The 25231-nt window shown below is 73.6% G+C and carries 26 protein-coding genes; 7 read left to right on the forward strand and 19 right to left on the reverse strand.

Going from position 1 to position 25231, the window contains the following annotated elements; translation table 11 throughout:
- Positions 1–185: 185 nt before the first annotated feature.
- The 4 genes from ACFYXA_RS18405 to sigE all read right to left on the reverse strand — a co-directional run bounded on the left by ACFYXA_RS18405 (position 186) and on the right by sigE (position 4770).
- Positions 186–623, reverse strand: a complete 438-nt coding sequence (locus ACFYXA_RS18405; RefSeq protein WP_389033891.1) for a sec-independent translocase — start codon at positions 621–623, stop codon at positions 186–188.
- A 199-nt stretch (positions 624–822) separates the two neighbouring features.
- Complete coding sequence (locus ACFYXA_RS18410; RefSeq protein ID WP_389033894.1) at positions 823–2409, reverse strand: trypsin-like peptidase domain-containing protein; 1587 nt, start codon at positions 2407–2409, stop codon at positions 823–825.
- 589 nt (positions 2410–2998) lie between these two features.
- On the reverse strand, positions 2999–3988 hold the full coding sequence (locus ACFYXA_RS18415) for a zf-HC2 domain-containing protein (protein ID WP_389033897.1): 990 nt from the start codon (positions 3986–3988) through the stop codon (positions 2999–3001).
- Entirely contained in the window at positions 3985–4770 is a 786-nt protein-coding gene (gene sigE / locus ACFYXA_RS18420; RefSeq protein ID WP_242620994.1) for an RNA polymerase sigma factor SigE, read from the reverse strand. Before sigE ends, ACFYXA_RS18415 begins: the two co-directional genes overlap by 4 nt.
- A gap of 162 nt (positions 4771–4932) precedes the next feature.
- On the opposite strand from sigE, the gene ACFYXA_RS18425 reads away from it, so the two are divergent.
- Positions 4933–5631, forward strand: coding sequence for an O-methyltransferase (locus ACFYXA_RS18425; protein ID WP_130443946.1), 699 nt, complete (start codon positions 4933–4935; stop codon positions 5629–5631).
- Positions 5632–5820: 189 nt separating this feature from the next.
- Here the strand turns inward: ACFYXA_RS18425 and ACFYXA_RS18430 are convergent, their stop codons facing one another.
- Positions 5821–5988, reverse strand: a complete 168-nt coding sequence (locus ACFYXA_RS18430; protein WP_003966491.1) for a DUF3117 domain-containing protein — start codon at positions 5986–5988, stop codon at positions 5821–5823.
- Between the two features lie 381 nt (positions 5989–6369).
- Between ACFYXA_RS18430 and ACFYXA_RS18435 the strand changes: the two genes are divergently transcribed.
- Positions 6370–7173, forward strand: a complete 804-nt coding sequence (locus ACFYXA_RS18435; protein WP_352250251.1) for an enoyl-CoA hydratase-related protein — start codon at positions 6370–6372, stop codon at positions 7171–7173.
- A 21-nt stretch (positions 7174–7194) separates the two neighbouring features.
- Here ACFYXA_RS18435 and ACFYXA_RS18440 read toward each other — a convergent pair whose 3' ends face one another.
- Positions 7195–7773 carry a DNA-3-methyladenine glycosylase I gene (locus ACFYXA_RS18440; RefSeq protein WP_389033903.1) on the reverse strand — a complete coding sequence of 193 codons (579 nt, stop codon included), beginning with the start codon at positions 7771–7773 and terminating at the stop codon, positions 7195–7197.
- The gene (locus ACFYXA_RS18445; protein ID WP_130443822.1) at positions 7770–8126 is read right to left on the reverse strand and encodes a DivIVA domain-containing protein; all 357 of its coding nucleotides are present in this window, start codon (positions 8124–8126) and stop codon (positions 7770–7772) included. Before ACFYXA_RS18445 ends, ACFYXA_RS18440 begins: the two co-directional genes overlap by 4 nt.
- Before the next feature lie 124 nt (positions 8127–8250).
- Between ACFYXA_RS18445 and folP the strand changes: the two genes are divergently transcribed.
- Entirely contained in the window at positions 8251–9111 is an 861-nt protein-coding gene (gene folP / locus ACFYXA_RS18450) for a dihydropteroate synthase (protein ID WP_130443948.1), read from the forward strand.
- Between the two features lie 112 nt (positions 9112–9223).
- Here the strand turns inward: folP and ACFYXA_RS18455 are convergent, their stop codons facing one another.
- Both ACFYXA_RS18455 and dapE read right to left on the reverse strand, forming a co-directional pair.
- Positions 9224–9982 (reverse strand): TIGR00730 family Rossman fold protein, encoded by a 759-nt coding sequence (locus ACFYXA_RS18455; protein WP_130443824.1) that lies wholly within the window; start codon positions 9980–9982, stop codon positions 9224–9226.
- 94 nt (positions 9983–10076) lie between these two features.
- A complete protein-coding gene (dapE, locus tag ACFYXA_RS18460) occupies positions 10077–11156 on the reverse strand; it encodes a succinyl-diaminopimelate desuccinylase (protein WP_389033910.1) in 1080 nt (359 codons plus the stop codon).
- A gap of 93 nt (positions 11157–11249) precedes the next feature.
- On the opposite strand from dapE, the gene ACFYXA_RS18465 reads away from it, so the two are divergent.
- Together ACFYXA_RS18465 and ACFYXA_RS18470 are read left to right on the forward strand one after the other, a co-directional pair.
- A complete protein-coding gene (locus tag ACFYXA_RS18465) occupies positions 11250–12311 on the forward strand; it encodes a heavy metal transporter (RefSeq protein ID WP_389033913.1) in 1062 nt (353 codons plus the stop codon).
- 327 nt (positions 12312–12638) lie between these two features.
- Positions 12639–13073, forward strand: coding sequence for an ATP-binding protein (locus tag ACFYXA_RS18470; RefSeq protein WP_352250243.1), 435 nt, complete (start codon positions 12639–12641; stop codon positions 13071–13073).
- Between the two features lie 78 nt (positions 13074–13151).
- Here ACFYXA_RS18470 and ACFYXA_RS18475 read toward each other — a convergent pair whose 3' ends face one another.
- Positions 13152–14252: a bifunctional succinyldiaminopimelate transaminase/glutamate-prephenate aminotransferase gene (locus ACFYXA_RS18475; protein WP_389035064.1), complete on the reverse strand. Its 1101-nt coding sequence runs from the start codon at positions 14250–14252 to the stop codon at positions 13152–13154.
- Between the two features lie 157 nt (positions 14253–14409).
- Entirely contained in the window at positions 14410–14730 is a 321-nt protein-coding gene (gene fdxA / locus ACFYXA_RS18480) for a ferredoxin (protein WP_130443832.1), read from the reverse strand.
- Between the two features lie 141 nt (positions 14731–14871).
- Between fdxA and ACFYXA_RS18485 the strand changes: the two genes are divergently transcribed.
- Positions 14872–15876 (forward strand): GNAT family N-acetyltransferase, encoded by a 1005-nt coding sequence (locus ACFYXA_RS18485; RefSeq protein WP_389033918.1) that lies wholly within the window; start codon positions 14872–14874, stop codon positions 15874–15876.
- A complete protein-coding gene (locus ACFYXA_RS18490) occupies positions 15873–16715 on the forward strand; it encodes a tetratricopeptide repeat protein (protein WP_389033921.1) in 843 nt (280 codons plus the stop codon). The genes ACFYXA_RS18485 and ACFYXA_RS18490 overlap by 4 nt, the downstream gene beginning before the upstream one ends.
- A 91-nt stretch (positions 16716–16806) precedes the next feature.
- Here ACFYXA_RS18490 and ACFYXA_RS18495 read toward each other — a convergent pair whose 3' ends face one another.
- The 8 genes from ACFYXA_RS18495 to ACFYXA_RS18530 all read right to left on the reverse strand — a co-directional run bounded on the left by ACFYXA_RS18495 (position 16807) and on the right by ACFYXA_RS18530 (position 25144).
- Positions 16807–17424 (reverse strand): response regulator transcription factor, encoded by a 618-nt coding sequence (locus tag ACFYXA_RS18495; protein WP_351094891.1) that lies wholly within the window; start codon positions 17422–17424, stop codon positions 16807–16809.
- Positions 17421–18584: a histidine kinase gene (locus tag ACFYXA_RS18500; protein WP_352250237.1), complete on the reverse strand. Its 1164-nt coding sequence runs from the start codon at positions 18582–18584 to the stop codon at positions 17421–17423. The genes ACFYXA_RS18495 and ACFYXA_RS18500 overlap by 4 nt, the downstream gene beginning before the upstream one ends.
- Positions 18581–19321 (reverse strand): ABC transporter permease, encoded by a 741-nt coding sequence (locus ACFYXA_RS18505; RefSeq protein ID WP_352250235.1) that lies wholly within the window; start codon positions 19319–19321, stop codon positions 18581–18583. The genes ACFYXA_RS18500 and ACFYXA_RS18505 overlap by 4 nt, the downstream gene beginning before the upstream one ends.
- The gene (locus ACFYXA_RS18510) at positions 19318–20241 is read right to left on the reverse strand and encodes an ABC transporter ATP-binding protein (protein WP_389033926.1); all 924 of its coding nucleotides are present in this window, start codon (positions 20239–20241) and stop codon (positions 19318–19320) included. The genes ACFYXA_RS18505 and ACFYXA_RS18510 overlap by 4 nt, the downstream gene beginning before the upstream one ends.
- Before the next feature lie 481 nt (positions 20242–20722).
- Complete coding sequence (locus tag ACFYXA_RS18515; protein WP_389033929.1) at positions 20723–23275, reverse strand: hypothetical protein; 2553 nt, start codon at positions 23273–23275, stop codon at positions 20723–20725.
- 154 nt (positions 23276–23429) lie between these two features.
- Positions 23430–23840, reverse strand: a complete 411-nt coding sequence (locus ACFYXA_RS18520; RefSeq protein WP_130443848.1) for a DUF6113 family protein — start codon at positions 23838–23840, stop codon at positions 23430–23432.
- The gene (gene mshB, locus ACFYXA_RS18525) at positions 23840–24709 is read right to left on the reverse strand and encodes an N-acetyl-1-D-myo-inositol-2-amino-2-deoxy-alpha-D-glucopyranoside deacetylase (RefSeq protein ID WP_352246695.1); all 870 of its coding nucleotides are present in this window, start codon (positions 24707–24709) and stop codon (positions 23840–23842) included. Before mshB ends, ACFYXA_RS18520 begins: the two co-directional genes overlap by 1 nt.
- Before the next feature lie 240 nt (positions 24710–24949).
- Positions 24950–25144, reverse strand: a complete 195-nt coding sequence (locus ACFYXA_RS18530) for a hypothetical protein (RefSeq protein WP_030783885.1) — start codon at positions 25142–25144, stop codon at positions 24950–24952.
- Positions 25145–25231: the final 87 nt, after the last annotated feature.

Consider the following 25231-nt stretch of genomic DNA (forward strand, 5'->3'; position numbering starts at 1 on the left):
CGACGCCTCCTCGCTCTCGCCGGACCGCCCCGGCCCGCCGCCCTTCGGGCGGCGTCGCCTCACTGGTACGGCCCGCACAACAACCAGGCAGCATAGCCACCCCGCCGCCGACCGCGGGGAAACCACCCGGTGCGCACGACGTGCGCCCCCTCACATCGGAGGGGGCGACGCGGGGCGCGAAACGCTCAGGTGGCGTCCGCGTCGAACGGGGGACGGTCGTCCTTGCCCGGCTCCTCGGGCTTCTTGGTCATGTCCAGACGGCCGCCGGACGAGGACGACGGCGAGGCGGTGGAGTCCGGCTCGTGGCCGTGGACGGCGTCGGTGACCTCGGCCATCTCCTTCTTCAGGTCGAAGCCGTTGCGGATCTCCTTCAGCCCCAGGTCCTCGTTGTCCAGCTGCTTGCGGATGAACGTCTTGGGGTTGAGGTCCTCGAACTCGAAGTCCTTGAACTCCGGGCCCAGTTCGGCGCGGATGTCCTGCTTGGCGCTGTCGGAGAACTCACGGATCTTCCGGATCGTGCGCGTCACGTCCTGGATGACCTTGGGGAGCTTGTCCGGACCGAAGACGAGCACGGCGAGGACGGCGAGCGTCACCAGCTCGAGCGGGCCTATGTCATTGAACACCTGAAGCTCCTTGCGATGTCCGCGGTCCTCGGCCCTCGGTGGTCAGTTCCGGTCTTCCGTGGTCCGGGCCGGGTCCACGGTACCTGTCGCACCTGTCCGACCGGTACCGCCCCACGGCGGACGCGTGCCGGTCGGCGGCCGGTTTTGAGCGTTGTTTGCCTTGGCGCGCCGCGGGCCGGCGGCCGTCTGTGAGTCGCTGTCAATCACTGCCCCCGGCGGAGCCGAGGACCAGGGTGAGCGTGCGGTCCTCGCCGTCGCGCCGGACGGTGAGCTTCATCCGGTCTCCGGGGCGGTGGGCCCGCGTCTTGACGATCAGTTCCTCACCGGAGTGGACGCGCCGGCCGTCGATCGCCGTGATGACGTCGCCGGCGCGGATGCCGGCGCGGTCGCCGGGGCCGCCCGGGGTGACCGGGAGGCCGCCGTCGCCGCCCTCGGCGCGGACCCGGGCGCCGTCGCCCGTGTAGTCCATGTCGAGGGTGACGCCGATGACCGGGTGGGTCGCCCGGCCGGTGTTGATCAGTTCCTCGGCGACCCGCCTGCCCTGGTTGACCGGGATGGCGAAGCCCAGGCCGATCGAGCCGGCCTGACCGCCGTCGGCGTCGGCGCCGTCGACGGCCGAGCGGATGGCGGAGTTGATGCCGACGACCTGGCCGTGCGCGTCGAGGAGGGGGCCGCCGGAGTTGCCCGGGTTGATGGGCGCGTCGGTCTGCAGTGCGTCGACGTAGGAGACGTCGCTGCCGTCGCCGCTCTCGCCGCCGGCGGTGATGGGCCGCTCCCTGGCGCTGATGATGCCGGAGGTGACGGTGCCCTCCAGGTCGAAGGGGGCGCCGATGGCGACGACCGGGTCGCCGACCCGGACGTTGTCGGAGTTGCCGAGGGGCAGCGGGGTCAGCCCCCGCACCCCGCTCACCTTCACCACGGCGAGGTCGTAGCCGCTGTCCTTGCCGACGATCTCGGCGCGGGCGGTCTGGCCGCCGTTGAAGACGACGCTTATCTCGCCGCCGGATCCGGCGGGCGCGACGACGTGTTCGTTGGTGAGGATGTGGCCCCGGGTGTCCAGCACGAATCCGGTGCCGGTGCCGGACTCCGCGCTTCCGCTGACGTGCAGGGTGACGACGCTGGGCAGGGCGCGGGCGGCGATCCCGGCGATGCTGTCGGCGTCCCGCCCGGCGGGCGCGGCGGAGGCCTGCGGCAGCTTCACGGTGTCGAGGCCGCCGTTGCGCTCCAGTTGGGCACCGACGAACCCGCCGAGCAGCCCGGACACGAGCGCGATGCCGAGGGCTCCCCCGACGAGCGCCTTCCGCGCCCGGCTACGACGCTGATCCCGGCTGAGCACGGCGGCACCGGTCTGCTGCAACGGCCCGGCGGACGCTGAGGTGCCACCGGGGGCGGCCCAGGGGTCGTACCGGTACCAGGGGCCGGCGGCCTCTGGGGATGCGTCGACTTCGGGGACAGGGGCGCCCGGGGTGGCCGCCGGATGTTGTACCGGCGGTGCGGATGGCGGGACGGGGGCGGCCGGTGGCATGTCCTGGGCGTGCGTAGCCGCCGGGTGCTGTACGGGCGGTGCGGATGGCGGGACGGGGGCGGCCGACGGCATGTCCTGGGCGTGCGCGGCCGCCGGGTGCTGCACCGGCGGTGCGGGGGCCCAGGGGCCGGGTTCGCCGTAGGGCGGGGTGCTGTAGGCGTCGGGATCGTGCACCGGCTTGGGACGCACGTCGCCGACGGCAGGGGTGGGAAGCGGGCCGAGGGACTCCCCGACGGGAGCGGCCGAGTCGGCCTGCCCCACGGCAACACCCTCGGACACGTCGGCGGAACGGGCCCCCGGAACCCCGGCGAGCGACTCGGACTGGTCCACCCCAACCCCTGTGGGCGCCCCAGCCTCATCCGCCGACGCGTCAACAGCCGCCTCCGCCCGGTCCACCGGAACCCCCGCGAGCGGCCCTGCCTCGGCCACCGGGACCCCCTCGCGCGGCCCCGGCTGATCCGCCGTATCCCCCGGCGACCACGGCTGGTCCAGCGGAACCCCGGCGGGCACCGTCGGCTGGTCCACCGAAACCCCGGTGGGTGCCCCCGGTCCGCCCGCTGCAACTCCGGCGGGCGCCGTCGGCCGGCTCGCCGCAACCCCGGCGGGTGCCTCCGCCTGGTCCGTCTGCGGGTCCGCCGGAGGCTCCGGCGAAGGGTTCGGGTCGGCTAGTTGGAAGTCGCCGTCGGGGGTCTCCCTGGGCTCGGGGCGTGGGCGGTTCCACCACTTCGCCTTGGTCAGCTTGCCCTCGTCCATGCTCTCCCCGCTCGGCCCCCGTCGCGCCCGGTTCCTCGCACGGGCGCGATCCTCCCTGGATTCAACCAGGTCACGGCGGCCCGGCGGCAGGGTTCGGTCAGTGGGCGATCTGCGGAGAGAAGGGGGAGCGGCTGGGGGCGGGCGCGGCCTCGGGGACGGAAGCGGGGGCGGCGAGCAGGTTGGGCGCACCGGTCGAGGGCGCGGCGTCCCAAGCGGTGAGCGCGATCGGCGGAGGCGAGGCCAGCGGGCGTATCAGCGGGGACATCGCCGCCGCCCCGGCCACCATGGGCGTGGTGAGCCGGTGCAGCACCTGCGGCTCCACCGGAGTGCCTGCCGGGGCCGGAATCCCGGGCAGCAGCGGCGCGGACACCTGGGTCGGGGCCACCGGGGCGTCGCCGAGGGTCGCCCCGGCGCCCTGGGACAGGAGGGGCCCTGCGGCACGCCGACGCTGGTTCTCCGGGACCGCCGTCGAACCGGAGCCGCCCGGTGTGCGGGCCGGGGTCACATTGCTTCCGGCGCCCGCGCCGCCGCGGGCCTCCGCGTCGGCCGGGATGCCGGTGTTCATGCCGCCGAGGGCGATCGCCGCCAGCGACACCGCGCCGGCTGCGACGAACGCGAGCCGCAGCCCACGGGAGCGCTCGGCGTCACCCCGGCCCACCGGGTGGATCCGGAAACCGCGGTCCGAGGAGGGCGGGAGCACCGAGCCGTGCTCACGAGCGGGGACGTAGCCGAACTCGAACGGCTCGTCGCGTCTCACCCCGAAGACGGAGGAGGCTCCGGGGCGGGCGGCTGTGAACCGGTCCCCGAACGCTCCCCCGAGCGGCGGCATGCCGCCGCCGCCCGGATCACCTCCCCCGGGGAGCCCCTGGAGCCGGGCCAGGAAGCTTTCGGAGGGGGTCGGCGGGGCCACTTCGGCGAAGACGTTCTTCAGCCGGCGCTGCGCGTCGACCTCCGTCTTGCACTTGGCACAGGTCGCCAGATGCGCGAGCACCCGCTCGCGCGCGTCATGACCGAGCTCGCCGTCCACGAGGGCGGAGAGTCGGTCGCCGAGGTGCTGTTCCGCGGGGGTAGGACGGGATCCGCTCACGCCGTCGCGCCCCCTCCCCCCAGAGCGGGCACCCGGGCCATGAAGGAGCGCCGCTCCGCGCGCGCCTCGGGCGAACGGTGGGCCAGCGCCTTGCGCAGCTGCGAGCGGCCGCGGTGGATGCGCGAGCGGACCGTGCCGAGCTTGACGCCGAGGGTCGCGGCGATCTCCTCGTAGGACAGTCCTTCGATGTCGCAGAGGACGACCGCGGCGCGGAACTCGGGCGCGAGGGTGTCCAGGGCCTGCTGGACGTCCGCGTCGAAGTGGGCGTCGTTGAAGATCTGCTGCGGGTTGGGCTCCCTGCTGGCCAGCCGCTCGGCCGCGTCCTCGCCGAGCGCGTCGAAGCGGATGCGCTGCTTGCGGCGGACCATGTCCAGGAAGAGGTTGGTGGTGATGCGGTGCAGCCAGCCCTCGAAGGTGCCCGGCGTGTACGTCGACAGGGAGCGGAAGACGCGGACGAAGACCTCCTGGGTGAGGTCCTCCGCGTCGTGCTGGTTGCCGGTGAGGCGGTAGGCGAGCCGGTAGACCCGGCCGCTGTGCATGCTGACGATCTCCTCCCACGTGGGCGGAGTCCACGCCTGCCCGTCCGCGTCGGTGGAGAAGGTCGCGGTCGGGGCGTGGCCGGCGGTGGGACCGGCGGCCTGGCTGTGGTCGGCAGCGGTGTCGTTCACGGATTTCGGCCTGCCCGCCGATCCGAGGAAGCGCCGCAGCACTCCTCCCCGATCCACAGGTGCAGCCGCACCTCCCCTGTCGGCTCTGGTGGTGTCCAGTGGAGCCCCTACCATAGCCACCTCGCCCGTTAGCTCCGGATAAGCGGTTTTACGAGAATTTGATGTGCGCTGGCGCCGCTCATCCGGCTGCGTCAGCACTTGCTCGACGTCTCGTCCCTCGTCGTGATCCAACTGTGTCCCCCGTCGTCTGTCCCACCCCTTCAAACGCGCGGTCCCATCTGCGGGTTCCCGACACCAACGGATACAGTCACGCCGAGGCAACCACGGGGACAGGAGAGGGACATCACCGGCAACCGGCAGACGAGCTGGGCGTTCGCCGACGCCTATGTCGCCGAGGACGAAGCGCTGCGCTGGGCCCGGGAGCGGGCCCGCGAGGCAGGGCTGCGCTCGGTGTCGCCCAGCACGGGTGCCGCGTTGCGCCTGCTGGCAGCCACCGTGGACGCCAAAGCGGTCGCGGAGATCGGCACCGGCACCGGCGTCTCCGGGATACACCTCCTGCACGGCATGCGCCCGGACGGCGTGCTGACGACCGTCGACCCGGAGCCGGAGCACCAGCAGTTCGCCCGGCAGGCCTTCCGCGCCTGCGGCTTCGCCAGCAACCGGGCCCGTTTCATCCCGGGCCGCGCGCTCGACGTCCTGCCCCGGCTCGCGGACTCCGGATACGACCTGGTCTTCTGCGACGGGGACCGGCTGGAGGTCATGGACTACCTCGCCGAGTCGTTCCGTCTGCTGCGGCCGGGGGGCCTGGTGGTGTTCGAGGGCGTGTTCGCCAACGGCCGCACGATCGACTCCGGCCCGCAGCCCACGGAGGTCATAAGAGTGCGTGAGCTGTTGCGGGAGGTGCGGGAGAGCCAGGAGTGGGTGCCCTCGCTGCTGCCGGTGGGCGACGGCCTGCTGTGCGCGGTCAAGCGCTGACCTGCGGCGCACCCGCTCACCAGGGCGACGCGGCACGCGGTCCCGTGGAGAAACAGCCGCCCCGGCACCCGTGAGGATGCCGGGGCGACTGAAAGGGTATGGTCGCTTGCGCGTCAGCCGACGACAGGCCCATCCCCGCTCGGGCGGCAAGCACGCTTTCGCGACCTGCGCCTCACAGCTCGCTCGCGGTCAGCCGACGACCTTCTTCAGGGCGTCGCCCAGCGCGTCGGCCTCGTCAGGGGTCAGCTCGACGACGAGCCGACCGCCGCCTTCGAGCGGAACGCGCATGACGATGCCCCGCCCCTCCTTGGTCACCTCGAGCGGGCCATCGCCCGTCCGCGGCTTCATGGCCGCCATGCTCGTTCCCCTTCCTGAAACCAGCTCATCGTCAAGGCCGACGGCCCGTGAAGGGCACGCGCACTCCGTCAGGGGACGCGCGACACCGGCATCGAACACATTGCTTCCAGGCCATTATCCCGCATCTCAGGACCCGATGACCAACATCAGTAGGCATCGCTTGGGCAACGCACGCGAGCAAAACCACTCATTTCGGCGATGTGGATGCCATACTTCGCGTCCGCACGCGCTCAGGGCCGCCGGAAATCACCGCGGATTGTTAGACGCAGGTCACACGACCACCGCCCCCGCGTCCTTCATGCTGTCCTGGGCGACGGCGTACCGGCCGGTACGCCGTCGCCCGCAACCACGGACCGTGACCGACGACGGAGGGGACACCCCATGGCCGACACCGTGCTCTACGAGGTGAGCGACGGGCTCGCGACGATCACCTTGAACCGCCCCGAGGCGATGAACGCTCTGAACATCGCGACCAAGGTCGCCCTGCGCGACGCGGTGCGCTCGGCGGCGGAGGACGACGCGGTCCGGGCGGTGCTCCTGACCGCCGCGGGGGACCGGGCGTTCTGCGTCGGCCAGGACCTCAAGGAGCACATCGGGCTGCTCGCCGCCGACAAGGAGACCGGGTCGGGGCAGACGATGAGCACGGTCAGGGAGCACTACAACCCGATCGTGCGCGCGATCACCGAGGCGCCGAAGCCGGTGGTCGCCGCGGTGAACGGCGTCGCGGCCGGGGCCGGCTTCGGTTTCGCCCTCGCGGCGGACTACCGGATCGTCGCGGACACGGCCGCCTTCAACACCTCGTTCGCGGGCGTGGCGCTGACCGCCGACTCCGGCGTCTCGTGGACCCTTCCGCGTGTGGTGGGCCCCGGCCGGGCCACCGACCTGCTGCTCTTCCCGCGCACCGTGAAGGCGCAGGAGGCGTACGACCTGGGCATCGCCAACCGCGTCGTGCCCTCGGCGGAGCTGCGCACCGAGGCGGAGAGCGTCGCGCGGGCGCTGGCCGAGGGGCCGACGGTCGCCTACGCGGCGCTGAAGGAGGCCGTGGCGTACGGGTTCTCCCACTCGCTGGCCGAGACGCTCGAGAAGGAGGACGAGCTGCAGACGCGGGCGGGACGGTCCGAAGACCACACGATCGCCGTGCAGGCCTTCGTGCAGAAGGAGAAGCCGAAGTACCTGGGCCGCTAGAGACTCTCCCGCGGGACGGCGTCAGCGGCTCGCGCAGGTCTCCAGGTGGTCATTGACCAGGCCGCACGCCTGCATCAGGGCGTACGCCGTCGTCGGGCCGACGAAGCGCAGCCCCCGTTTCTTCAGCGCCTTGGACAGCGCCGTCGACTCGGGGGTGACCGCCGGGACGTCGGCGAGGGTCCTGGGGACCGGGCGACCCGCCGGGTCGGGGGCGTGGGACCAGATCAGGTCGTCCAGGTCGCCCGCGGCCCAGTCGGCGAGCACGCGCGCGTTGGCGAGGGTCGCGTCGACCTTCGCGCGGTTGCGGATGATGCCGGGGTCGGCGAGGAGGCGCTCGCGGTCCTCGTCGGTGAAGGCGGCGACGGAGCTGATCGAGAAGTCCGCGAACGCCTTGCGGAAGCCGGGGCGGCGGCGCAGGATCGTGATCCAGGACAGGCCGGACTGGAAGGCCTCCAGGCTGAGGCGTTCGAAGAGGGCGTCGTCGCCGTGGACCGGGCGGCCCCACTCCTCGTCGTGGTACGTCACGTAGTCCGCGGTGGACAGGGCCCACGGGCAGCGCAGCGCGCCGTCCGGGCCGGCGAGGGCCGCGCCGTCGCTCATCGCTGGTCCTCGGGAGCGGGCTTGTCCATGGAGACCTGGTGCTCGGGCGTCCGGGCGGCGGTCAGGGCGGATTCCAGTTCGGCGATGCGGTCGTCGCGTTCGGCGAGTTCCGCGCCGAGGCGGTTGAGCACGTCGTCGACCTCCGCCATGCGGTAGCCGCGGGCGGCGAGGGGGAAGCGGAGGCGGTCGACGTCGGCCCGCTGGACGGGGCGGTCCGGCGGCAGCGGATCACGCAGCCGCTGGGCGACGGCGTCCGGCAGCGGGCCGTCGCCCTCGCCGCCGCCCACCACGGCGAGCGTCACCGCGGCGACCACGACGGCGAGCGCGACGACCAGGAAGAAGAACATAACCATCGGTGGGCCACCACGCTCGCTGTGCTCGTATCGGATGTGTCAGGGTCCGATCGTGCCATGCGGGCGCGGCGGTTAGGGTCGCAGGCGGTGGATGTGCAGGACGTTCCAGGAGAGGTCACAGCGGATGCTCAGGCTCGGCAGGCGTGAATTCGGCACCCACGAGCCGGTGATCATGGCGATCGTGAACCGCACCCCCGACTCCTTCTACGACCAGGGGGCCACCTTCCTCGACGAGCCGGCCCTCGCGCGCGTGGAGCGGGCGGTGGCGGAGGGCGCCGCGATCATCGACGTGGGCGGGGTCAAGGCCGGGCCGGGCGAGGAGGTGTCCGCCGAGGAGGAGGCACGGCGCACGGTCGGTTTCGTGGCCGAGGTGCGGCGGCGCTTCCCCGACGTCGTGATCAGCGTGGACACCTGGCGGGCGGAGGTCGGCGAGGCCGTGTGCGAGGCCGGCGCGGATCTGCTGAACGACGCGTGGGGCGGCGTCGATCCCCGGCTGGCGGAGGTCGCCGCGCGGTACGGGGTGGGGCTGGTGTGCACCCACGCGGGCGGCGCGGAGCCCCGGACGCGGCCGCACCGGGTGACGTACGACGACGTCATGGCCGACATCCTGCGGGTGACCGTGGGGCTCGCGGAGCGGGCGGCGGGGCTGGGGGTGCCGCGCGAGTCGATCCTGATCGATCCCGGGCACGACTTCGGCAAGAACACGCGGCACAGCCTGGAGGCGACGCGGCGGCTGCCGGAGATGGTGGAGACGGGGTGGCCGGTGCTGGTGTCGCTGTCCAACAAGGACTTCGTGGGCGAGACCCTGGACCGGCCGGTGAAGGAGCGGGTGGTGGGGACGCTGGCGACCACCGCCGTGTCGGCGTGGCTGGGGGCCCAGGTGTACCGGGTGCACGAGGTGGCGGAGACGCGGCAGGTGCTGGACATGGTGGCGTCCATCGCGGGGCACCGGCCGCCGGCGGTGGCGCGGCGGGGGCTCGCGTAAGCCGCCGGCGGTGGCAGGTGGGCGGTCGTCCGGCGGGCCGCACCAGGGGGCTCCGCCCCTGGACCCCCGCCTGTGCCCACCCACCACCTGACCCGGTCGGTGGACAGGCGCCCTAACGCCCCGCCTCCTTCGACACCAGTGCCACCGCCTCCTCCACGTCGTCCGTGACGTGGAACAGAAGGAGGTCCTTCTCGGCGGCCTTGCCCTGGGCGATGAGGGTGTTCCGGAGCCAGTCGATCAGCCCGGCCCAGTACTCCGTGCCGAAGAGGACGATCGGGAAGCGGGTGACCTTCTGGGTCTGGACGAGGGTGAGGGCCTCGAAGAGTTCGTCGAGGGTGCCGAGCCCGCCGGGCAACACCACGAACCCCTGGGCGTACTTGACGAACATCATCTTGCGGACGAAGAAGTACCGGAAGTTGAGGCCGATGTCGACGTACGGGTTCAGGCCCTGCTCAAAGGGGAGTTCGATGCCCAGCCCCACCGAGACGCCGCCCGCCTCGCTCGCGCCCTTGTTGGCGGCCTCCATCGCGCCCGGGCCGCCGCCCGTGATGACGGCCCAGCCGGCCTCGACCAGCGCCCGGCCGAGCCGCACGCCCGATTCGTACTCGGGGGAGTTCGCGGGCGTCCGGGCGGAGCCGAACACGCTGATGGCGGGCGGAAGTTCGGCGAGGGTGCCGAACCCCTCGATGAACTCCGACTGGATGCGCAGCACCCGCCAGGGGTCGGTGTGGACCCAGTCGGACGGGGCCCGTTCGTCCAGCAGCCGCTGGTCCGTGGTGCTCGCCTGCACCTGGTCCCGCCTCCGGAGGACCGGTCCCAGGCGCTGTTCCTCCGGTGGCTGCTTCTTGCCCTCGGGGTTGCCTGTAGCCATGTGAGCTCCCTCCGCTTGCGCGTCGTTCGTACCTCAGCGTAGATCCACGCGGGTTACGGAGGGGGGACGTCGGCGTGTCCGGTCCCGTGACGGTTCAGCCGGTGAGCCAGGCGCGCAGGCGCTCCTCGCCCGCGAGGATCTTCGCCGTGTCGACGCGTTCGTCCCGCTTGTGCGCCAAGTGGGGGTTCCCGGGGCCGTAGTTGACGGCGGGGACGCCGAGCGCCGAGAAGCGGGAGACGTCCGTCCAGCCGTACTTGGGCATCGGGACGCCGCCCACCGCCTCGATGAACGCGGCGGCGGCCGGGTGGGAGAGGCCGGGCAGCGCGCCGCCGCTGTGGTCGTCCACGACGAACTCCTCGACCCCGCACCCCGCGAAGACCTCACGCACGTGGGCGATCGCCTCCTCGGGCGAACGGTCCGGCGCGTAGCGGAAGTTGACGGTGACCACGCACTCGTCGGGGATGACGTTGCCGGCGACGCCGCCGCTGATGCCGACCGCGTTGAGGCCCTCGCGGTACTCCAGGCCGTCGATGACGGGGTACCGCGGCTCGTAGGCGGCGAGGCGGGTCAGGATCGGGGCGGCCGCGTGGATCGCGTTGGAGCCCATCCAGCCGCGCGCGGAGTGGGCCCGCTCGCCCCGGGTCTTCAGCAGCACCCTCAGGGTGCCCTGGCAGCCGCCCTCGACCTGGCCGTCGGACGGCTCCAGCAGGATCGCGAAGTCGCCCTCCAACCACTCGGGGCGGGCCTCGGCGACGTGCTTGAGGCCGTTGAGGTCGGCGGCGACCTCCTCGTTGTCGTAGAAGACGAAGGTCAGGTCCCGGTTCGGTTCGGGGACGGTCGCCGCGATGCGCAGCTGGACCGCGACGCCGGACTTCATGTCGCAGGTGCCGCAGCCCCACAGCACGCCGTCCTCGTCCAGCGTGGAGGGGACGTTGCCGGCGATGGGGACGGTGTCGATGTGACCGGCGAGGATCACCCGCTCCGGGCGGCCCAGCCGGGTGCGGGCGATGACGTTGTTGCCGTACCGGTCGACCGTCAGGTGCGGCAGCGCGCGCAGGGCGGTCTCGATCGCGTCCGCGAGGGGCTTCTCAGTGCCGCTCTCCGACGGGAAGTCGACGAGCCGGGCGGTGAGCGCAGCGGCGTCCAGCGTGAGGTCAAGCGGGGTCTCGGCCATGCCGTCGACCCTAACGCGCCGACTGCGGCACCCGCCGTTCCCTCCCTTCCCTTCGGTCTCCCCGGTTTCCGTACTCTCCAGTACCTTGTACGCGTGCCAGAGCCGTCCCCTTCCCGCAAGCGTCGCGGCCGCCTCCTCCGTTCCGGGGCGGCCTGCGTGGTCCTGTCCGCCGTCGCGGGCTATGTCGCGGTGCAGTACGTCACCGGCGGCGCCGGTGACCCGGGGTGCAGGGTCGTCTCCGCCCGAGGCGGCGGCCCCGAGTACGAGTTCACGCCCGAGCAGGCGGTGAACGCGGCCACGATCGCCGCCGTCGGCACCGACCGGGGCATGCCGCAGCGGGCGGTGACGATCGCGCTGGCGACCGCCCTGCAGGAGTCGGCGCTGCGCAACCTCGACCACGGCGACCGGGACTCGCTCGGCCTGTTCCAGCAGCGGCCCTCGCAGGGCTGGGGCACCGAGCGGCAGGTCACGAACCCGACGTACGCGGCGGACGTCTTCTACGCGCATCTGGCGAAGGTGCGCGACTACACGGAACTGCCGCTGACGGTGGCCGCGCAGCGCGTGCAGCGCAGCGGCTACCCGGAGGCGTACGCCAAGCACGAGCCGGACGCCACGCTGCTGGCCGCCGCGCTCACGGGCACCTCGGCGGCCACGCTGACCTGCGAGGGCGTGCCGGCGAGCGCGACGGCCACCGGCCCGGAGGCGGTGCGCGCGGCGCTCGCGCGCGACTTCGGCCGGGAGGCGGCGCAGCGAGCCCGCGCGGAGGGGGCGCAGGCGCAGGACTCGAAGTCCGTCAACGACTCCGACGCCGACGACTCCAAGGCCGGGGCGTCGAAGTCGTCGGCCACCGGTGCGGACGTGCCGGCCGCGGAGACCAGCGGGCGGACCGTGACGCTCCCCCTGTCCGAAGGCGGATCCGCGGGCGGGCGGGCCGTCGGCGAGCGCGGCTGGCAGCTCGCGCACTGGGCGGTGGCCAACGCCTCGGCGCTGCACATCGAGCGCGTCACGTACGCCGGGCGGGAGTGGACCGCCGGGCACACCGACAGCAAGTGGCGTCCGGCCGAGGAGAGCGGGACGGAGGCCGCGGGGGCGGCGGGCACGGGTTCGAGCGCGGGTTCCGGCGCGAACGCCGTACGGATCGTCACCGGTCGGTAGTACGGACGGTCACCCGGTCGGGTCACGGGGAGCCGGTGCGGGGCCGGGGGCGGCCGGTCGCTCGCGCCACCGCTCCCGGCGCCGGGCGGACCCCTGGGAGGACTGGGCTCCGAGGGGTCGACGGACTTTCACACCGGGCACTTTTTGCCCGTTTCATCCGCAGGCGATTATGCGACGCATTACCAACTCTTTACGGCGGCGGTCCGCAACCTTCGTGGATCTCGAGCGGTAGTCACTGCGACCGAGGCGGGCGATCGGCTTCCTGACGATCGTCCGGCGTTCCCCTCCGCGTGACCCGTGAAATCGCGTAACCGTGTAAGGAGCATCATGACCCTCCCCCTGACCCGCAGGATCGCCCGTGCCGCGCTGCTCGTCGCTGCGGGAGCGGCCGCCGGGGTCGGTGCGGCCGGCTCCGCCGGCGCGGCCCCCGCGCTGCCCGCTGCCCCGAATGTCGGCGGGCTGACCGCCCTGGACGGGGCGAACGTCGGCAACACGCTCGACGGCGCGGCGCGCGGCGTCACCGGGGCCGCGGCCGACACCGGCGGCAAGGCGGTCAAGCAGGCCGTTCCGGCGGCGGGCAAGGCCGGGGGCAAGGCCGTGAAGAAGGCCACGCCGGTGGCGCAGAAGGCGGCCGGCGAGGCTGCCGGGTCGGCCGGCGGGATCCTCGGGGACACGGCCGCCTCGGCGACCAAGGGCGGCCTGCCGGGGACGGGCACGCTGCCCACGAAGGGGCTGCCCACGAAGGGGCTGCCGCTGGGCTGACGCCCGCGACGCGCGAAGGGGCCCGGCGGTCACGCCGGGCCCCTTGTCCGTTTCCGCCGTCCGCGGGTGCGGTCGGTGTCAGCGCCGGGTCAGGCGGGCCACCGCCGCCGTCACCCGCTCGTCCGAGGCGGTCAGGGCCACCCGTACGTGGCGGTCGCCCGCCGTGCCGTAGAAGTCGCCGGGGGCCACCAGGATGCCCAGGTCGGCCAGGTGGGCGACGGTGGCCCAGCAGGACTCGTCGCGGGTGGCCCACAGGTAGAGACTGGCCTCGCTGTGCTCGATGCGGAAGCCGTGGTCGAGCAGGGCGGCGCGCAGGGCGGTGCGGCGGGCGGCGTAGCGCTCGCGCTGCTCGTGGACGTGGACGTCGTCGGAGAGGGCGGCCACGACCGCCGCCTGCGTGGGCGCCGACGTCATCATGCCGCCGTGCTTGCGGATCTCCAGCAGCGGCGCCAGGACCGCCGGGTCGCCGGCCAGGAAGGCGGCGCGGTAGCCCGCGAGGTTCGACCGCTTGGACAGGGAGTGGACCGCCACGATCCCGTCGTAGGAGCCGCCGTTGACGTCCGGGTGGAGGATGGAGACGGGGTCGGCCTCCCAGCCCAGTTCGAGGTAGCACTCGTCGGAGAAGACCAGGACGCCGTGCTCGCGGGCCCAGGCGACGATCCGGGTCAGCTCGGCCTTGCCGAGGACCTTGCCGGTGGGGTTCGACGGTGAGTTCAGCCAGAGGAGCTTCAACCCTTCCGGGTCCAGCTCGGTCGGGTCGTCGTAGACCTCGTGTCCGGCGCGGGCCAGACGGGCGCCGACCTCGTAGGTCGGGTAGGCCAGGCGGGGGAAGGCGACCCGGTCGCCGGGGCCGAGGCCCAGCTGGGTGGGGAGCCAGGCGACGAGTTCCTTGGAGCCGACGATCGGCAGCACATGCCGGTGGGTGACCTCGCGGGCGCCGAGCCTGCGCTCCACCCAGCCGGTGATCGCGTCCCGCAGCGCCGGGGTGCCCCAGACGGTGGGGTAGCCCGGGGAGTCCGCCGCGTCGACCAGGGCCTTCTGGATCAGGTCGGGGACCGGGTCCACCGGCGTGCCGACGGACAGGTCGACGATGCCGTCGGGGTGGGCGGCGGCCGTCTTCTTGTACGGCTCCAGCTTGTCCCAAGGAAAGGCCGGAAGGCGGTCGGAGACTGCGGACACGGTCACTGGCTCACTTTCGTCGGGTGCGACGGCCCCGTACGCGGACGGATCGGCCCCGCACGGCCGTGATCAGGCCGTACGGGGCCGAGGCGGCACGGAGCGGTACGGGGCGCTCGTGCGCTCAGGGGCCGAGGGCCCCCAGGGGGCCGAGGGCCCCTTACCCGGCCTGCGGCGGCAGCGCGGCGATGAAGGGGTGGTCGCGCTCGATCAGCCCCAGCTTGCTGGCGCCGCCCGGTGAGCCGAGCTCGTCGAAGAACTCGACGTTCGCCTTGTAGTAGTCCTTCCACTCCTCGGGAGTGTCGTCCTCGTAGAAGATGGCCTCGACCGGGCAGACCGGTTCACAGGCGCCACAGTCGACGCATTCGTCCGGGTGGATGTACAAGGACCGCTGGCCCTCGTAGATGCAGTCGACCGGGCACTCCTCGATGCACGCCTTGTCCTTCACGTCGACACAAGGCTGCGCGATGACGTAGGTCACGCTGTCGTTCCTCCTCGATAGGGCGCTGGCGGGCCTCTCTCAGGCTCCGCCGCCTGGCGCGCGGGAGCGCGGCGTCGTCGATGCCCGCCCCTAGTATCTCCGTTCCTGGCAATGATCCGAACAGGAGGGGGGAGTCGACCCGTGGAAATCTCGGCCGCCGGACGCCTCGAGGTCCGAATCACCGCTGCTGACGTGGGCAAACGCGTCTCCGTGCGACGCCTTGGCGAACCAGGCGTGACACAGGGGAAATTCACCGACACGGTCGGTGTTCTCACATCATGGGACGACGATGTGCTGGTGATCACACGCAAGAACGGTGAGAGCGTCCGCATCCCCGCGTCCTCCCTGGTCGCGGGGAAGGTCGTGCCGGCCGCCCCCGCCCGCCGCCGGGGGCCGGCCGCCTCTTACGAGGAGCTGGCCCGGGCCGCGTCCCGGGCGTGGCGGCCGCTGGAGAGCGAGCGGCTGGGCGGCTGGGAGCTGCGGGCGGCCGCCGGGTTCACCCGCCGCGCCAACTCCGTGCTGCCCCTCGGCGACCCGGGGCTCCCCCTCGACGAGGCGCTGGACGCCGTACGGCGCTGGTACGGCGCCCGGGGGCTGCCCGCCTATGTGCAGACCGCGACCGGGGCCGAGGGCACACAGGAGTTGCTGTGCGCGGAGCTGGAGCGGCGCGGGTGGGTGCGCGAGGTGAGCGCCGAGCTGTGGATCGGAGCGCTGGCGCCGGTCGCGGACCGGGCGGACGCTGAGGGTGTGGTGCTCGCCCGGGAGGCCGACGAGGCGTGGCTCGCGCGGTACCAGCGCAAGGGGGTGAGCGAGGTGGCGTTGAAGGTGCTGGGCTCGGGGCCCTCGGTGTGGTTCGCGTCCGTGCCCGGCGAGGCGGGCGTCCCCGCCGCGGTCGGCCGGTTGGTCGTGGACGGGCGGTGGGCCGGGTTCGCGGCGGTGGAGGTCGATCCGGCGCTCCGGCGGCAGGGGCTCGGGACGCGGGTGATGGCCGCGCTGGCCGGGCGGGCGCTGGAAGAGGGCGCCTCGGCGGCCTGGCTGCAGGTCGAGGACGACAACGCGGGCGCGCGGTCGCTGTACGCGGGGCTGGGCTTCGGGGCGCACCACGCCTACCACCACTACCGGCAGCGGGCGGCGGGTGCGCCGTGACGGGGCCGGAGTTCAGCGAGGTGCGGCGGCGGTTCGCCGAGGAGGCGCGGTCCGAGCGGCCCGATCTGTCGCTGCTGTGCCTGCTGGTGGCCGCGGAGGCGGACGGGGCGCTGGACGAGGCCGGGATGGACGTCGCGCAGGTCGAACTGGACCGGCTGGCGGGCCAGGTGCCGTTCCGGCCGGGCGGTCCCCGGTCGTGGGCGGTGGCGGTACGGGAGCTGCTGGGCGAGCGGCAGGGGTTCCGCGGTTCGGCGGCGGACTACCAGCGGCTGGAGTCGTCGCTGCTGCACCGGGTGCTGCAGCGGCGCAGGGGGCTGCCGATCCTGCTGTCGGTGGTGTGGATCGAGGTGGCCCGGCGGGCGGGTGCGCCGGTGTACGGGGTCGCTCTCCCGGGGCACTTCGTGGTCGGGTTCGGGCCGCGGGACGATCCGGGACGTCAGGTGCTCGTCGACCCGTTCGACGGGGGCCGGCTGCTGTCCGGGCGGGACGCGGAGCTGCTGGTGACGGGGGCGACGGGGGCTCCGCCGGACCCGGAGATGCTGCGGCCGGCGGAGCCGGTGGACGTGGTCGCGCGGATCCTCAACAACGTGCGGGCGTGGGCGTCCGCGCGGCCGGAGCGCTCGGACGTGGCGCTGTGGGCGGTGGAGCTGGCGCTGCTATTGCCCTCGCATCCGGCCCGGTTGCGCTACGAGCGGGGGCAACTGCTGGTGCAGCGCGGTGAGTTCGTCGCCGGGGCGGTGGAGATGGAGGAGTACGCGGGGCTGGTGGAGGTGGTGGACGAGGGCACCGCCGACCGGGTGCGACGGGAGGCCCACGCGGCCCGGTCGATGCTGAACTAGTGCCGCGGCAGGCAACGTTCGGGCGACGGGGCGAACGTCGCCTGCGGGGGCACTGGTGGGCGGTCGCCGCCCCGGCTGTCCGCGGGCCGGGTCACAGCCAGCCCTTCTCCCTCGCTATGCGCACCGCTTCGGCCCGGTTGCGGGCCGTCAGTTTCTGGATGGCGGTGGAGAGGTAGTTGCGGACCGTGCCCTGGGACAGGTGGAGGGCCGCCGCGAGTTCCGCGTTGGTGGAGCCGTCGGCCGCCGCGCGCAGCACCTCGCGTTCGCGGTCGGTCAGCGGGTTGGCGCCGTCGGCGAGGGCCGCCGCGGCGAGCGTGGGGTCGATGACCCGGTCCCCCGCGAGGACCTTGCGGATCGCCTCGGCGAGCTGGGCGGCGGGGGCGTCCTTGACCAGGAAGGCGTCGGCGCCCGCCTCCATCGCGCTGCGCAGATAGCCGGGGCGGCCGAAGGTGGTGAGGACGACCAGCTTCACGCCCGGCAGGGCCGCGTGCAGCTCGGCCGCCGCCTCGATGCCGGTCGCGCCGGGCATCTCGATGTCGAGGAGGGCCACGTCGACGCCGTGCTCCCGGGCGGCCGCCAGCACCTCGTCGCCGCGGGCTACCTGGGCGACCACCTCGATGTCGTCCTCCAGGCCGAGCAGGGCGGCGAGGGCCTCGCGGACCATGGACTGGTCCTCGGCGAGCAGGACCTTGATCGTTCGGGTCGTCATGCGCGGGATCCTACGTCGGCGGCCGGGGCGCCCGCCGGGGCGCGGGCCACCAGGCGGAAGCCGTGCCGGGCTCCGCCCGCCTCCAGGGAGCCGCCGGCCTTCTCCAGGCGTTCGGAGAGGCCGGTCAGCCCGTTGCCGGGGCCTCCCCCCGGGCCGCCCGAGCCGTCGTCCTCGACGCTGAGCTCGATGACCGCGCCGTCCAGGGTCTGCCGCCGGGCGAGGTCGACGGTGCAGCGCCGGGCCCCGCTGTGCCGTACGACGTTGGTGACGGCCTCGCGCAGGGCCCAGGCGAGGGCCGCCTCGCTCTCCTCGGGCACGCCGGACAGGTCGGGTTCGCCGGGGAGGTCCGCGGTGACTCCGGCGGCGGCCAACGCGACCTTGGCCCCGGCGAGTTCGGCGGGCAGCCGGCGCCGCCGGTATCCGGTGACGGCCTCGCGGACATCGACGAGGGCCTGCCGGCTGACCTGTTCGATGTCGGCTACCTGCTGGGCCGCCCGGTCGGGGTGATCGGGGAGCATACGGCCGGCGAGTTCGCTCTTCAGCGTGATCAGCGACAGCGAGTGTCCGAGCAGGTCGTGCAGGTCGCGGGCGAGCCGCAACCGCTCCTCGTTGGCGGCGAGTTGAGCGACGGTGGCGCGCGCCTCGCGCAACTCCACGGTGGTACGGATGAGTTCGCGTACGCCGGTCATCGAGAAGCCGCCGAGGAGGGCCGGGAAGAGCAGCGCCGCCAGAAGGTCGCTGCCGCCGGGGACGACGAAGGCGACCCCGGTCAGCAGGGCGGAGACGGCCGGGACGGTCCAGCGGGACAGGCGCAGCGGCAGGGCGGCGCCGGAGGAGATCGCCACGTACACGAAGAGCACGAGCCATTCACGGCCCAGGGAGAGGGCCAGGACGGTCGACTCGGTCGCCAGGACCGCCAGCGAGGCGAGCACCACGCCGTTGCGCTCACCCCGCCCGGTGCGGAAGACCAGGGCCAGGTACCAGGCGACGAAGGCGACCAGCCCGATCCAGCCGAGGGCGCGGGCGACGGTGCTGTGCCCGCCGTGCAGCAAGTCGCTGACGGGTGCGCCGAGATACGCCAGCCAGATGCTGATCCAGAGCATCTTGACGTATCTCTGCCGGTTGTTCTGCGGGCGCTGCCCGATGCGTATGCCGCTCACGCCTTCAGCGTGTCCTTCCGGTACAGCCAGGCCGCGCCGCCGGTGAACAGGGCGAAGTAGACGGCCAGGACGGCGATGTCCTCGGCGTGCGGTGCCTGGTTCTGTTCGATGGCCTGTCCGAGGGCAGCGTACGCGTGCGTGGGGACCCACTTCGAGATCTGCTGGAGCCACTCCGGGAAGGTGGCCGTGGGCATCCACAGACCGCCGAGGATGGACAGGCCGAAGTAGGTGATCATCGTGATCGGGCGGACCGCGTCCCCGCTCGCCAGGTACCCGAGGGCGACGCCGAGCGCGGCGAAGACGAGGCTGCCGGCCCAGATCGCGGCGGTCAGCACCAGCCACTGCCAGGCCTCCAGGCGGACGTGCTTCACGGCCGCGGCGGCGACGAAGACGACGACGATGGACGGCAGGCTGACGACGGCGGCGCTCGCGGTCTTGGCGAGGACGAAGCCCCGGCCGGGCAGCGAGGTCAGCCGCAGCTGCCGTACCCAGCCGTTCTCCCGTTCCTTGGCGATGCGCTCGCTGTTGCCCATCAGGACGGCGGTGAGGGCTCCGAAGGAGGCCATGGAGACCATCATGTAGGTCGGAAGGGTCAGCCCGGTGCCGTCGATCTTCGTCGTGCTGTCGGCGCTGCCGGCGATGAGCAGGAAGAGGACCGAGGGGTAGATCACCGAGAAGAACAGGAACTTGCGGTTGCGCAGGGCGCGGGTGAGTTCGAGTTTGATGAGGCCGTTCATGAGGTGTGCGCCTCCTCGGCGGCGGTGAGGGCGACGAAGGCCTGCTCCAGGCCGAGGCCGGCGACTTCGAGGTTGCGGGGGTAGAGGCCCAGGGCGTAGAGGGCGTGGACGGTGGCGTCGGCGTCGATGGACTGGATGCGGACGGTGTGGCCGGAGACGTCCAGCGTGGTGAGGAAGGGCAGGCCGCGCAGGGCGCTCTCGGTCGCCTCGCCGACCGCGTCGTCCGCGAGGTCGAAGGCGATCCGCCGGGCTCCGGCCTTGGCCTTGATCTCGGCGGCGGTGCCGTCGGCGAGGAGGCGGCCGCGGCGCAGGACCAGGACGCGGTCGGCTGTCGCGTCGGCCTCTTCCAGGTAGTGGGTGGCGAAGAGGACCGTGCGGCCCTGGTCGGCCTGTTCGCGCATGGTGGCCCAGAACGCCCGCCGGGCGGTGACGTCCATGCCGGTGGTGGGCTCGTCCAGGACGATCAGGTCGCTGTCGCCCGCGGTGGCCAGGGCGAAGCGGACCCGCTGGGCCTGGCCGCCGGAGAGCTTGTCGACCTTCTGGCCGGCGATCCTGGTGACGCCCGCGCGGGCCATCACCTCGTCGGGGCGGTAGGGCTTCGGGTGCAACCGGCAGGCGAGCGTCACCAGTTCGGCGACGGTGACCTCGTCCATCAGCCCGCCGCTCTGGAGCATCGCGCCCACCCGCCCGGCGACGATCGCCTCCCGCGGGCTCGCGCCGAACACGCGGACCGTGCCGCTGTCGGCGTTCTTGAGGCCGAGGAGCAGGTCGAGCGTGGTCGACTTGCCCGCGCCGTTGGGCCCCAGCAGCGCCACGGTCTCCCCCGGGTGCAGGGCGAGACTGAGCCCGTCCACCGCCCGCACGTCCCCGAACCCCTTGTGCACCTGGTCGAACTCGACCACCGGTGTCGTCGTCGTCATGCGTCGATGGTGGCCCGCGGGCGGTCTCCGACGGCAGTGTCGGGCGTCCGGACTGCCGCATGACAGATGTCATGGGCACTACGGGAGAGTCGGGCGGGGTGTGGGGTGCCGGGTGCGCGGAGGCCGGCCGGGCATCCGCGGAGGGCGGCCGACACGGCGGGGCGATCCGAGGGCGGCTGAGCCGCCGGGCGGGCGGAGACCGGCCGGACCACTGGGCGGGGCGGAGACCGGCCGGGCCGCCGGCGGGCGGAGGCCGGCCGGACCACCGGGCGGGGCGGAGACCGGCCGGGCCGTCGGCCGGCGGAGGCTGGCCGGGCCGCCGGCGGGCGGAGGCCGGCCGGCCCGGTGCCGGGACTGAGGGCGGCGGGTGCCGGGACGTGCGCTGAGGGCGGCGGGGTGCCGGGACGTGCGCTGAGGCGCCGGGACATAGGTACAGGGGCGCCCGGTGGTTGTACCGGGCGCCCCTGTGGGGAAGCGCGGGTCAGCTCGGGTCGGTGTCGATGACTCCGACGCGGTTCGTCTCGCTCTTGAGGGCCGGGCGCAGCGCGTTGATGACGTCCTCGACGGTGACGGGCGTCTTCTGGCCGGTGCCGCGGGTGATCAGGACGCCGTCGAAGGCGCTGCCGTACAGCTCCTTGAGGGCGGCCTTGTCGTAGTACTCGACGAGCTTGCCGTTGACCGCCTTGACGCCGAGGAACTTCCACAGCGAGTTCTTCGGGCTCAGCGGGACGGAGTGCGCCGCGTCGGTCTGGACGGTGACCTTGCCCGACATCGCCGGTGTCGCGAACTCCTTCATCATCCGGTCGACCTCGGCGTCCGGCACCGTCGGCTGCCGGGTGGTCGTGGGGACCCTCACCGGAGTCGCGGTGCCGCTCTCCACCTGGGCGCGGTAGGCCTCGGCGACGGCGGTGCCGGCCTTCGCCGCGTCGATGCCCTTGCCCGCCTTGCCGTAGACGGCGACGGCCTTGCCCGACTCGAACTTGATGGTGCCGTCGCTGGACGATCCGGCGCCGCCCGCGGCGGTCTTCAGGGCGGCCTGGAGCTTCTCCTCGTCGACCGGCATGACGGGGTCGACGACGCGGTGCTGACCGAACAGCGAGCCGATCACGGAGACCGGGTTGTAGTCGCTCCCGGCGGCCGCGTCGACCGTGGCCTGCATGTCGAACTGCAGGCCCGCCTGTTCCGGCTTGAGGGTGACGTCGGAGCCGTCCACGGACAGCTTCAGCGCCTTGTTCACCCGGCCGTCGAAGGCCTTGCCGAGCTTCTTGACGGCGTCGTCACGGGTGCCGCCGCCGATCTCCACGCCGAGCACGGTGGTGCCCTTGGGCACGTCGGAGTGGTTCATCAGCAGACCCGCGCCGTAGGCGCCGGCCGCGCCGACGACGAGCAGACCGCCGACCAGGACCAGCTTGCTGCGGCCCTTCTTCTTGGGCTTGGCGGCCTTCTGGTTCTTCTTGGAGCCGCCCGCCGACGCGTTCTGGCCGGCCGGCTCGGACCCCTTCGGCGGGGTGTTGGGCAGCGGCCCGTCGCCGGGGCCGGCCGGCGCGAACCGGTCGCCGGGGCCCGGCTTCTGCCCTGCGGAGGGCACGACGGGGATACCGCTGGTGACGGTGTCCGAGGAGATGTTGTCGTGCCGGGGGTAGCCGCCGCCCGCGCCCGGCTCGGGGGCCGGCTTCTGCGGGGTGAGGATCGCGGTGTCGTCGCTGAGCCCGCCGCCGGGGTACCGGCCGGCGGGAGCGCCGCCACCCGCGGGCGCACCGGGGCGGCCGGGTCCGGCGGGGCCTCCCGGGCCGGCGGGACGGCCGGGGCCGCCCGGGCCTGCGGGGTTGCCCTGACCGCCGCGGGGGCGGCCCTGACCTGCGGGCGCACCGGGCGCGTGAGGCGCCTGCGGCGCGCCCAGGGAGCCTGCGTGCGCGCCGGGCGCTCCGCCGTGCACCGGCGGCACGGCGGGGCCGTCGCCGGTGACCGGACCGCCGGTCGGGCCTGACGGGTGCTGCGGGCCGCCGAGGCCGCGGGGGTTGTCCGGCCCGTTGAAGTCGTGGGGGTCGCCGGGACCGCCGAGGCCGGCGCGCCCACCGGGCCCGCCGGGACCGCCGCCGGGGCCGTCGGGAACGCCCTGGCCGTCGCGCGCGCCGCCGTTGTCGGAGAAGTACGGCAGGTCGTCGCGGCGCGTCTCGGGGCCGCCGCCCTGCGCGGGTCGCGCGCCGCCGCCCAGCGGGCCCGCGGCGAGCGCCTCCGTGACGTCGAAGGAGCCCGTGCCGCCGCCGTGCCCCGGCGCGACGGGACCGCCGGTGGCGCCGGGGAGTCCTGCGCCGTTGGTCCCACCGGAGCGGGCGCCGGGCATGCCGGCGCCGTTCGTGCCGCCCGAACGCGCGCCGCCCGGCACGCTCATGGAGCCGACCACACCGCCGGGGCGTCCCGCACCCGCACCGGGGCGGCCGCCGGGCGCACCCGCACCCGAACCGCCCGGGCGCGCGCCGCCGTCGGCCGGTCCGGCGGGTCCGGGGCCCACGCCCGCCGCCGAACCACCCGGCAGACCCGCCCCGTTGCTGGAGCCCGAGCCAGGACCGCCCTTGCCGCCGCCGGACTTGCGCGGCGCGAACCAGTCGCTCTGCTTCTCCTCCGCGCCGGGCGACTGCTCGGCGGACGCCTCGACGGCGCCGGCGGAGGCGGTGGCCCCGGCCGAACTCCCGCCGCCGGGCGCACCGGTCGGCGTGGCAGCGGCGCCCGCGCCGCCCCTGGTGGGGAGGGCGGCCCGCGCGTCGGTGCCGCTGCCGCCGCCCTTGCCCTCCGCGTCCGCGACGGGCTTGCGCACGACGACCGGCGGAATGGGCCGGGATCCGGGGATGTTGATGCGGATCCGCGTCGTCAGCGTGGTCTCGGTCTTGCGTTCCTCCGGCTGCGCGGCCGAACGGCCCGCGTCCGCACCGCCGTCGGACACCACGGGGGTGCCGTACGGCGGGGTGCCCGAGGGGTATGCGGCTCCGCCGCGCCCGTTGGGCCCGGAGGACGGACTGTCAGTTTCACGACTCAAGGCAGGTTCTCCAGGTTGGCTCCACCGCCCGCCACAACCTCACGGGCGGCTCGGCGGCGCGCACCACCATACTGGCCACTTCTGGCCTGTATCCCACGACCGCCGGGGAAACCCCCACGGGACTCCCACCGTCGCGCCGGGGAGAAGTGGTACGTCACTTGCCAAGTCGGGCGTCGTCGCCGACCGGTTGCCGCCCCGAGACAAGGGTGGCGCAGATCACAGCGAGGGCCATGCCGCCGAGCAGGAAGAGATAGGAGCCGCTTCCGGCGGCGAAGAGGAAGTCCCCCTCGGGCCGGCCCGAGGTGAGCAGCACCACGGAGATCATCCAGCCCGCGGCGGGCGCGACGGCCCCGGCGCGGCCGCCGAGGGCGCGGGCCCCGCCGACGAAGAGGCCGGCCGCGCCGACGAGCGCGAGCAGCAGCCCGCCGGGGAACCAGCCGGCCTGGACGAGGGCCCCGGCCAGGCCGGTGACCGCGCCGAGCAGGAAGAGGCCGAGGCAGGCGGCGACGCGTCCGGCGGAGGGGCGCTTGAGCGGCTGGGCGAGCGGGGAGCCGTGGTACGTCATCACGCCTCCGCCTCGACGCCGGCGAACAGGTCGTCCTCCCGGCCGGCGCCCTGTGCCCGCTCCCCGCGCACGAGTTGGTAGTACTCGGTGGTGAAGAGGGGTTGTGCGAGTTCGTTGGAGAGCACGAAGGAGCTGTCGTCGGGGGCGACCTCGATCTGGGTGGCGTGCGCGCGCATCGCGGCGGCCTTGGCGGCGGCGTGGGCGGTGCCGTCGATCTCGGTGGTGACCAGCGCGTCGTCGACCACGCCGGGCACGTCGGAGACGGCGGCGCTCTTGGCGAAGGGCAGGCCGGGCAGCCGCTCGCGAAGGCGCTCGAAGGCGGCCTCGGCGACGGAACGCGGGACGCGGTTCCAGTAGACCTTGGGGACGCTCCAGCCGGCGTCCCGGGCCAGCTCGACGGCCCGCATGGCGACGCGGTGGGCCTGGATGTGGTCGGGGTGGCCGTAGCCGCCCTCGTCGTCGTAGCTGACGACGACGTGGGGGCGCACGTCGAGGACGACCTCGGCGAGGGCCGCGGCGGCGGCGTCGACGTCGGCCTGCCAGAAGCAGGCGGGGTCGTCGTTGTCGGCCAGGCCCATCATCCCGGAGTCGGCGTAGCGGCCGGTGCCGCCGAGCAGCCGGACGTCGGTGACGCCGAGGGCGGCAGCGGCGTCGGCGAGCTCACGCCGCCGGTGCGCGCCCAGGGCGGCGCCCGCGAGATGCCGCAGCCCGGACGGGATGACCTCGCCGCGCTCACCGAGCGTGCAGGTGACCAGGGTCACATGCGCGCCTTCGGCCGCGTACCGGGCCATGGTGGCCCCGTTGTTGATCGACTCGTCGTCGGGATGCGCGTGGACGAGCAGCAGACGCCGCGCGGGCAGTTCGGTCATGCCCCAACCCTACGAGGCGACCCCCGTCACCAGGCCACCTCCCCACCCCCGGTCAGCCCACCGGCCGACGGATCAGGCGTCGCCCTCAGGCCGGACGGACGGCTGCCGCACTCGTCGGGGCCGCCTCTCCCGGATCCGGGTGGCTTACGGACCCGGATCCGGGGAAGACGCGATACACACGGCGGTCAGGAGTGAGCTCCGGTCAACTGCCCACCGGCGCCCAGGGGCTCAGCGCGCGTGTCAGAACTTGATGCTGCCGATCATGCTGGCCACGCTCGTCGTCAGGTCGTTGATCGTCCCCGCCATCGTCGAGGAGGCGAGGTAGAAGCCGAGCAGGATGCAGACAACCGCGTGACCGCCCTTCAGACCTGACTTCTTGATCAACAAGAAGACGATGATCGCCAGCAGCACCACCGCCGAAATCGAGAGTGCCACGGCGGCTCACCTCCAAGAACCCGGGTACGTGGGGGAACAGGGCTAGGGAACTTGTAAATCCATACAACTGCCAGCAGGTTCATACCC

Source organism: Streptomyces sp. NPDC002566 (genome assembly GCF_042889585.1).
GTDB lineage: Bacteria > Actinomycetota > Actinomycetes > Streptomycetales > Streptomycetaceae > Streptomyces.

Coding starts and splice junctions, on each gene's coding strand:
- folP (WP_130443948.1), top strand. CDS start 8,251: ATGCTCAGGCTCGGCAGGCGTGAATTCGGCACCCACGAGCCGGTGATC.
- ACFYXA_RS18445 (WP_130443822.1), bottom strand. CDS start 8,126: ATGGTTATGTTCTTCTTCCTGGTCGTCGCGCTCGCCGTCGTGGTCGCC.
- ACFYXA_RS18435 (WP_352250251.1), top strand. CDS start 6,370: ATGGCCGACACCGTGCTCTACGAGGTGAGCGACGGGCTCGCGACGATC.
- ACFYXA_RS18470 (WP_352250243.1), top strand. CDS start 12,639: ATGACCCTCCCCCTGACCCGCAGGATCGCCCGTGCCGCGCTGCTCGTC.
- ACFYXA_RS18510 (WP_389033926.1), bottom strand. CDS start 20,241: ATGACGACGACGACACCGGTGGTCGAGTTCGACCAGGTGCACAAGGGG.
- ACFYXA_RS18520 (WP_130443848.1), bottom strand. CDS start 23,840: ATGACGTACCACGGCTCCCCGCTCGCCCAGCCGCTCAAGCGCCCCTCC.
- ACFYXA_RS18505 (WP_352250235.1), bottom strand. CDS start 19,321: ATGAACGGCCTCATCAAACTCGAACTCACCCGCGCCCTGCGCAACCGC.
- sigE (WP_242620994.1), bottom strand. CDS start 4,770: ATGGTAGGGGCTCCACTGGACACCACCAGAGCCGACAGGGGAGGTGCG.
- ACFYXA_RS18455 (WP_130443824.1), bottom strand. CDS start 9,982: ATGGCTACAGGCAACCCCGAGGGCAAGAAGCAGCCACCGGAGGAACAG.
- ACFYXA_RS18440 (WP_389033903.1), bottom strand. CDS start 7,773: ATGAGCGACGGCGCGGCCCTCGCCGGCCCGGACGGCGCGCTGCGCTGC.
- mshB (WP_352246695.1), bottom strand. CDS start 24,709: ATGACCGAACTGCCCGCGCGGCGTCTGCTGCTCGTCCACGCGCATCCC.
- ACFYXA_RS18495 (WP_351094891.1), bottom strand. CDS start 17,424: ATGACGACCCGAACGATCAAGGTCCTGCTCGCCGAGGACCAGTCCATG.
- ACFYXA_RS18430 (WP_003966491.1), bottom strand. CDS start 5,988: ATGGCGGCCATGAAGCCGCGGACGGGCGATGGCCCGCTCGAGGTGACC.
- dapE (WP_389033910.1), bottom strand. CDS start 11,156: ATGGCCGAGACCCCGCTTGACCTCACGCTGGACGCCGCTGCGCTCACC.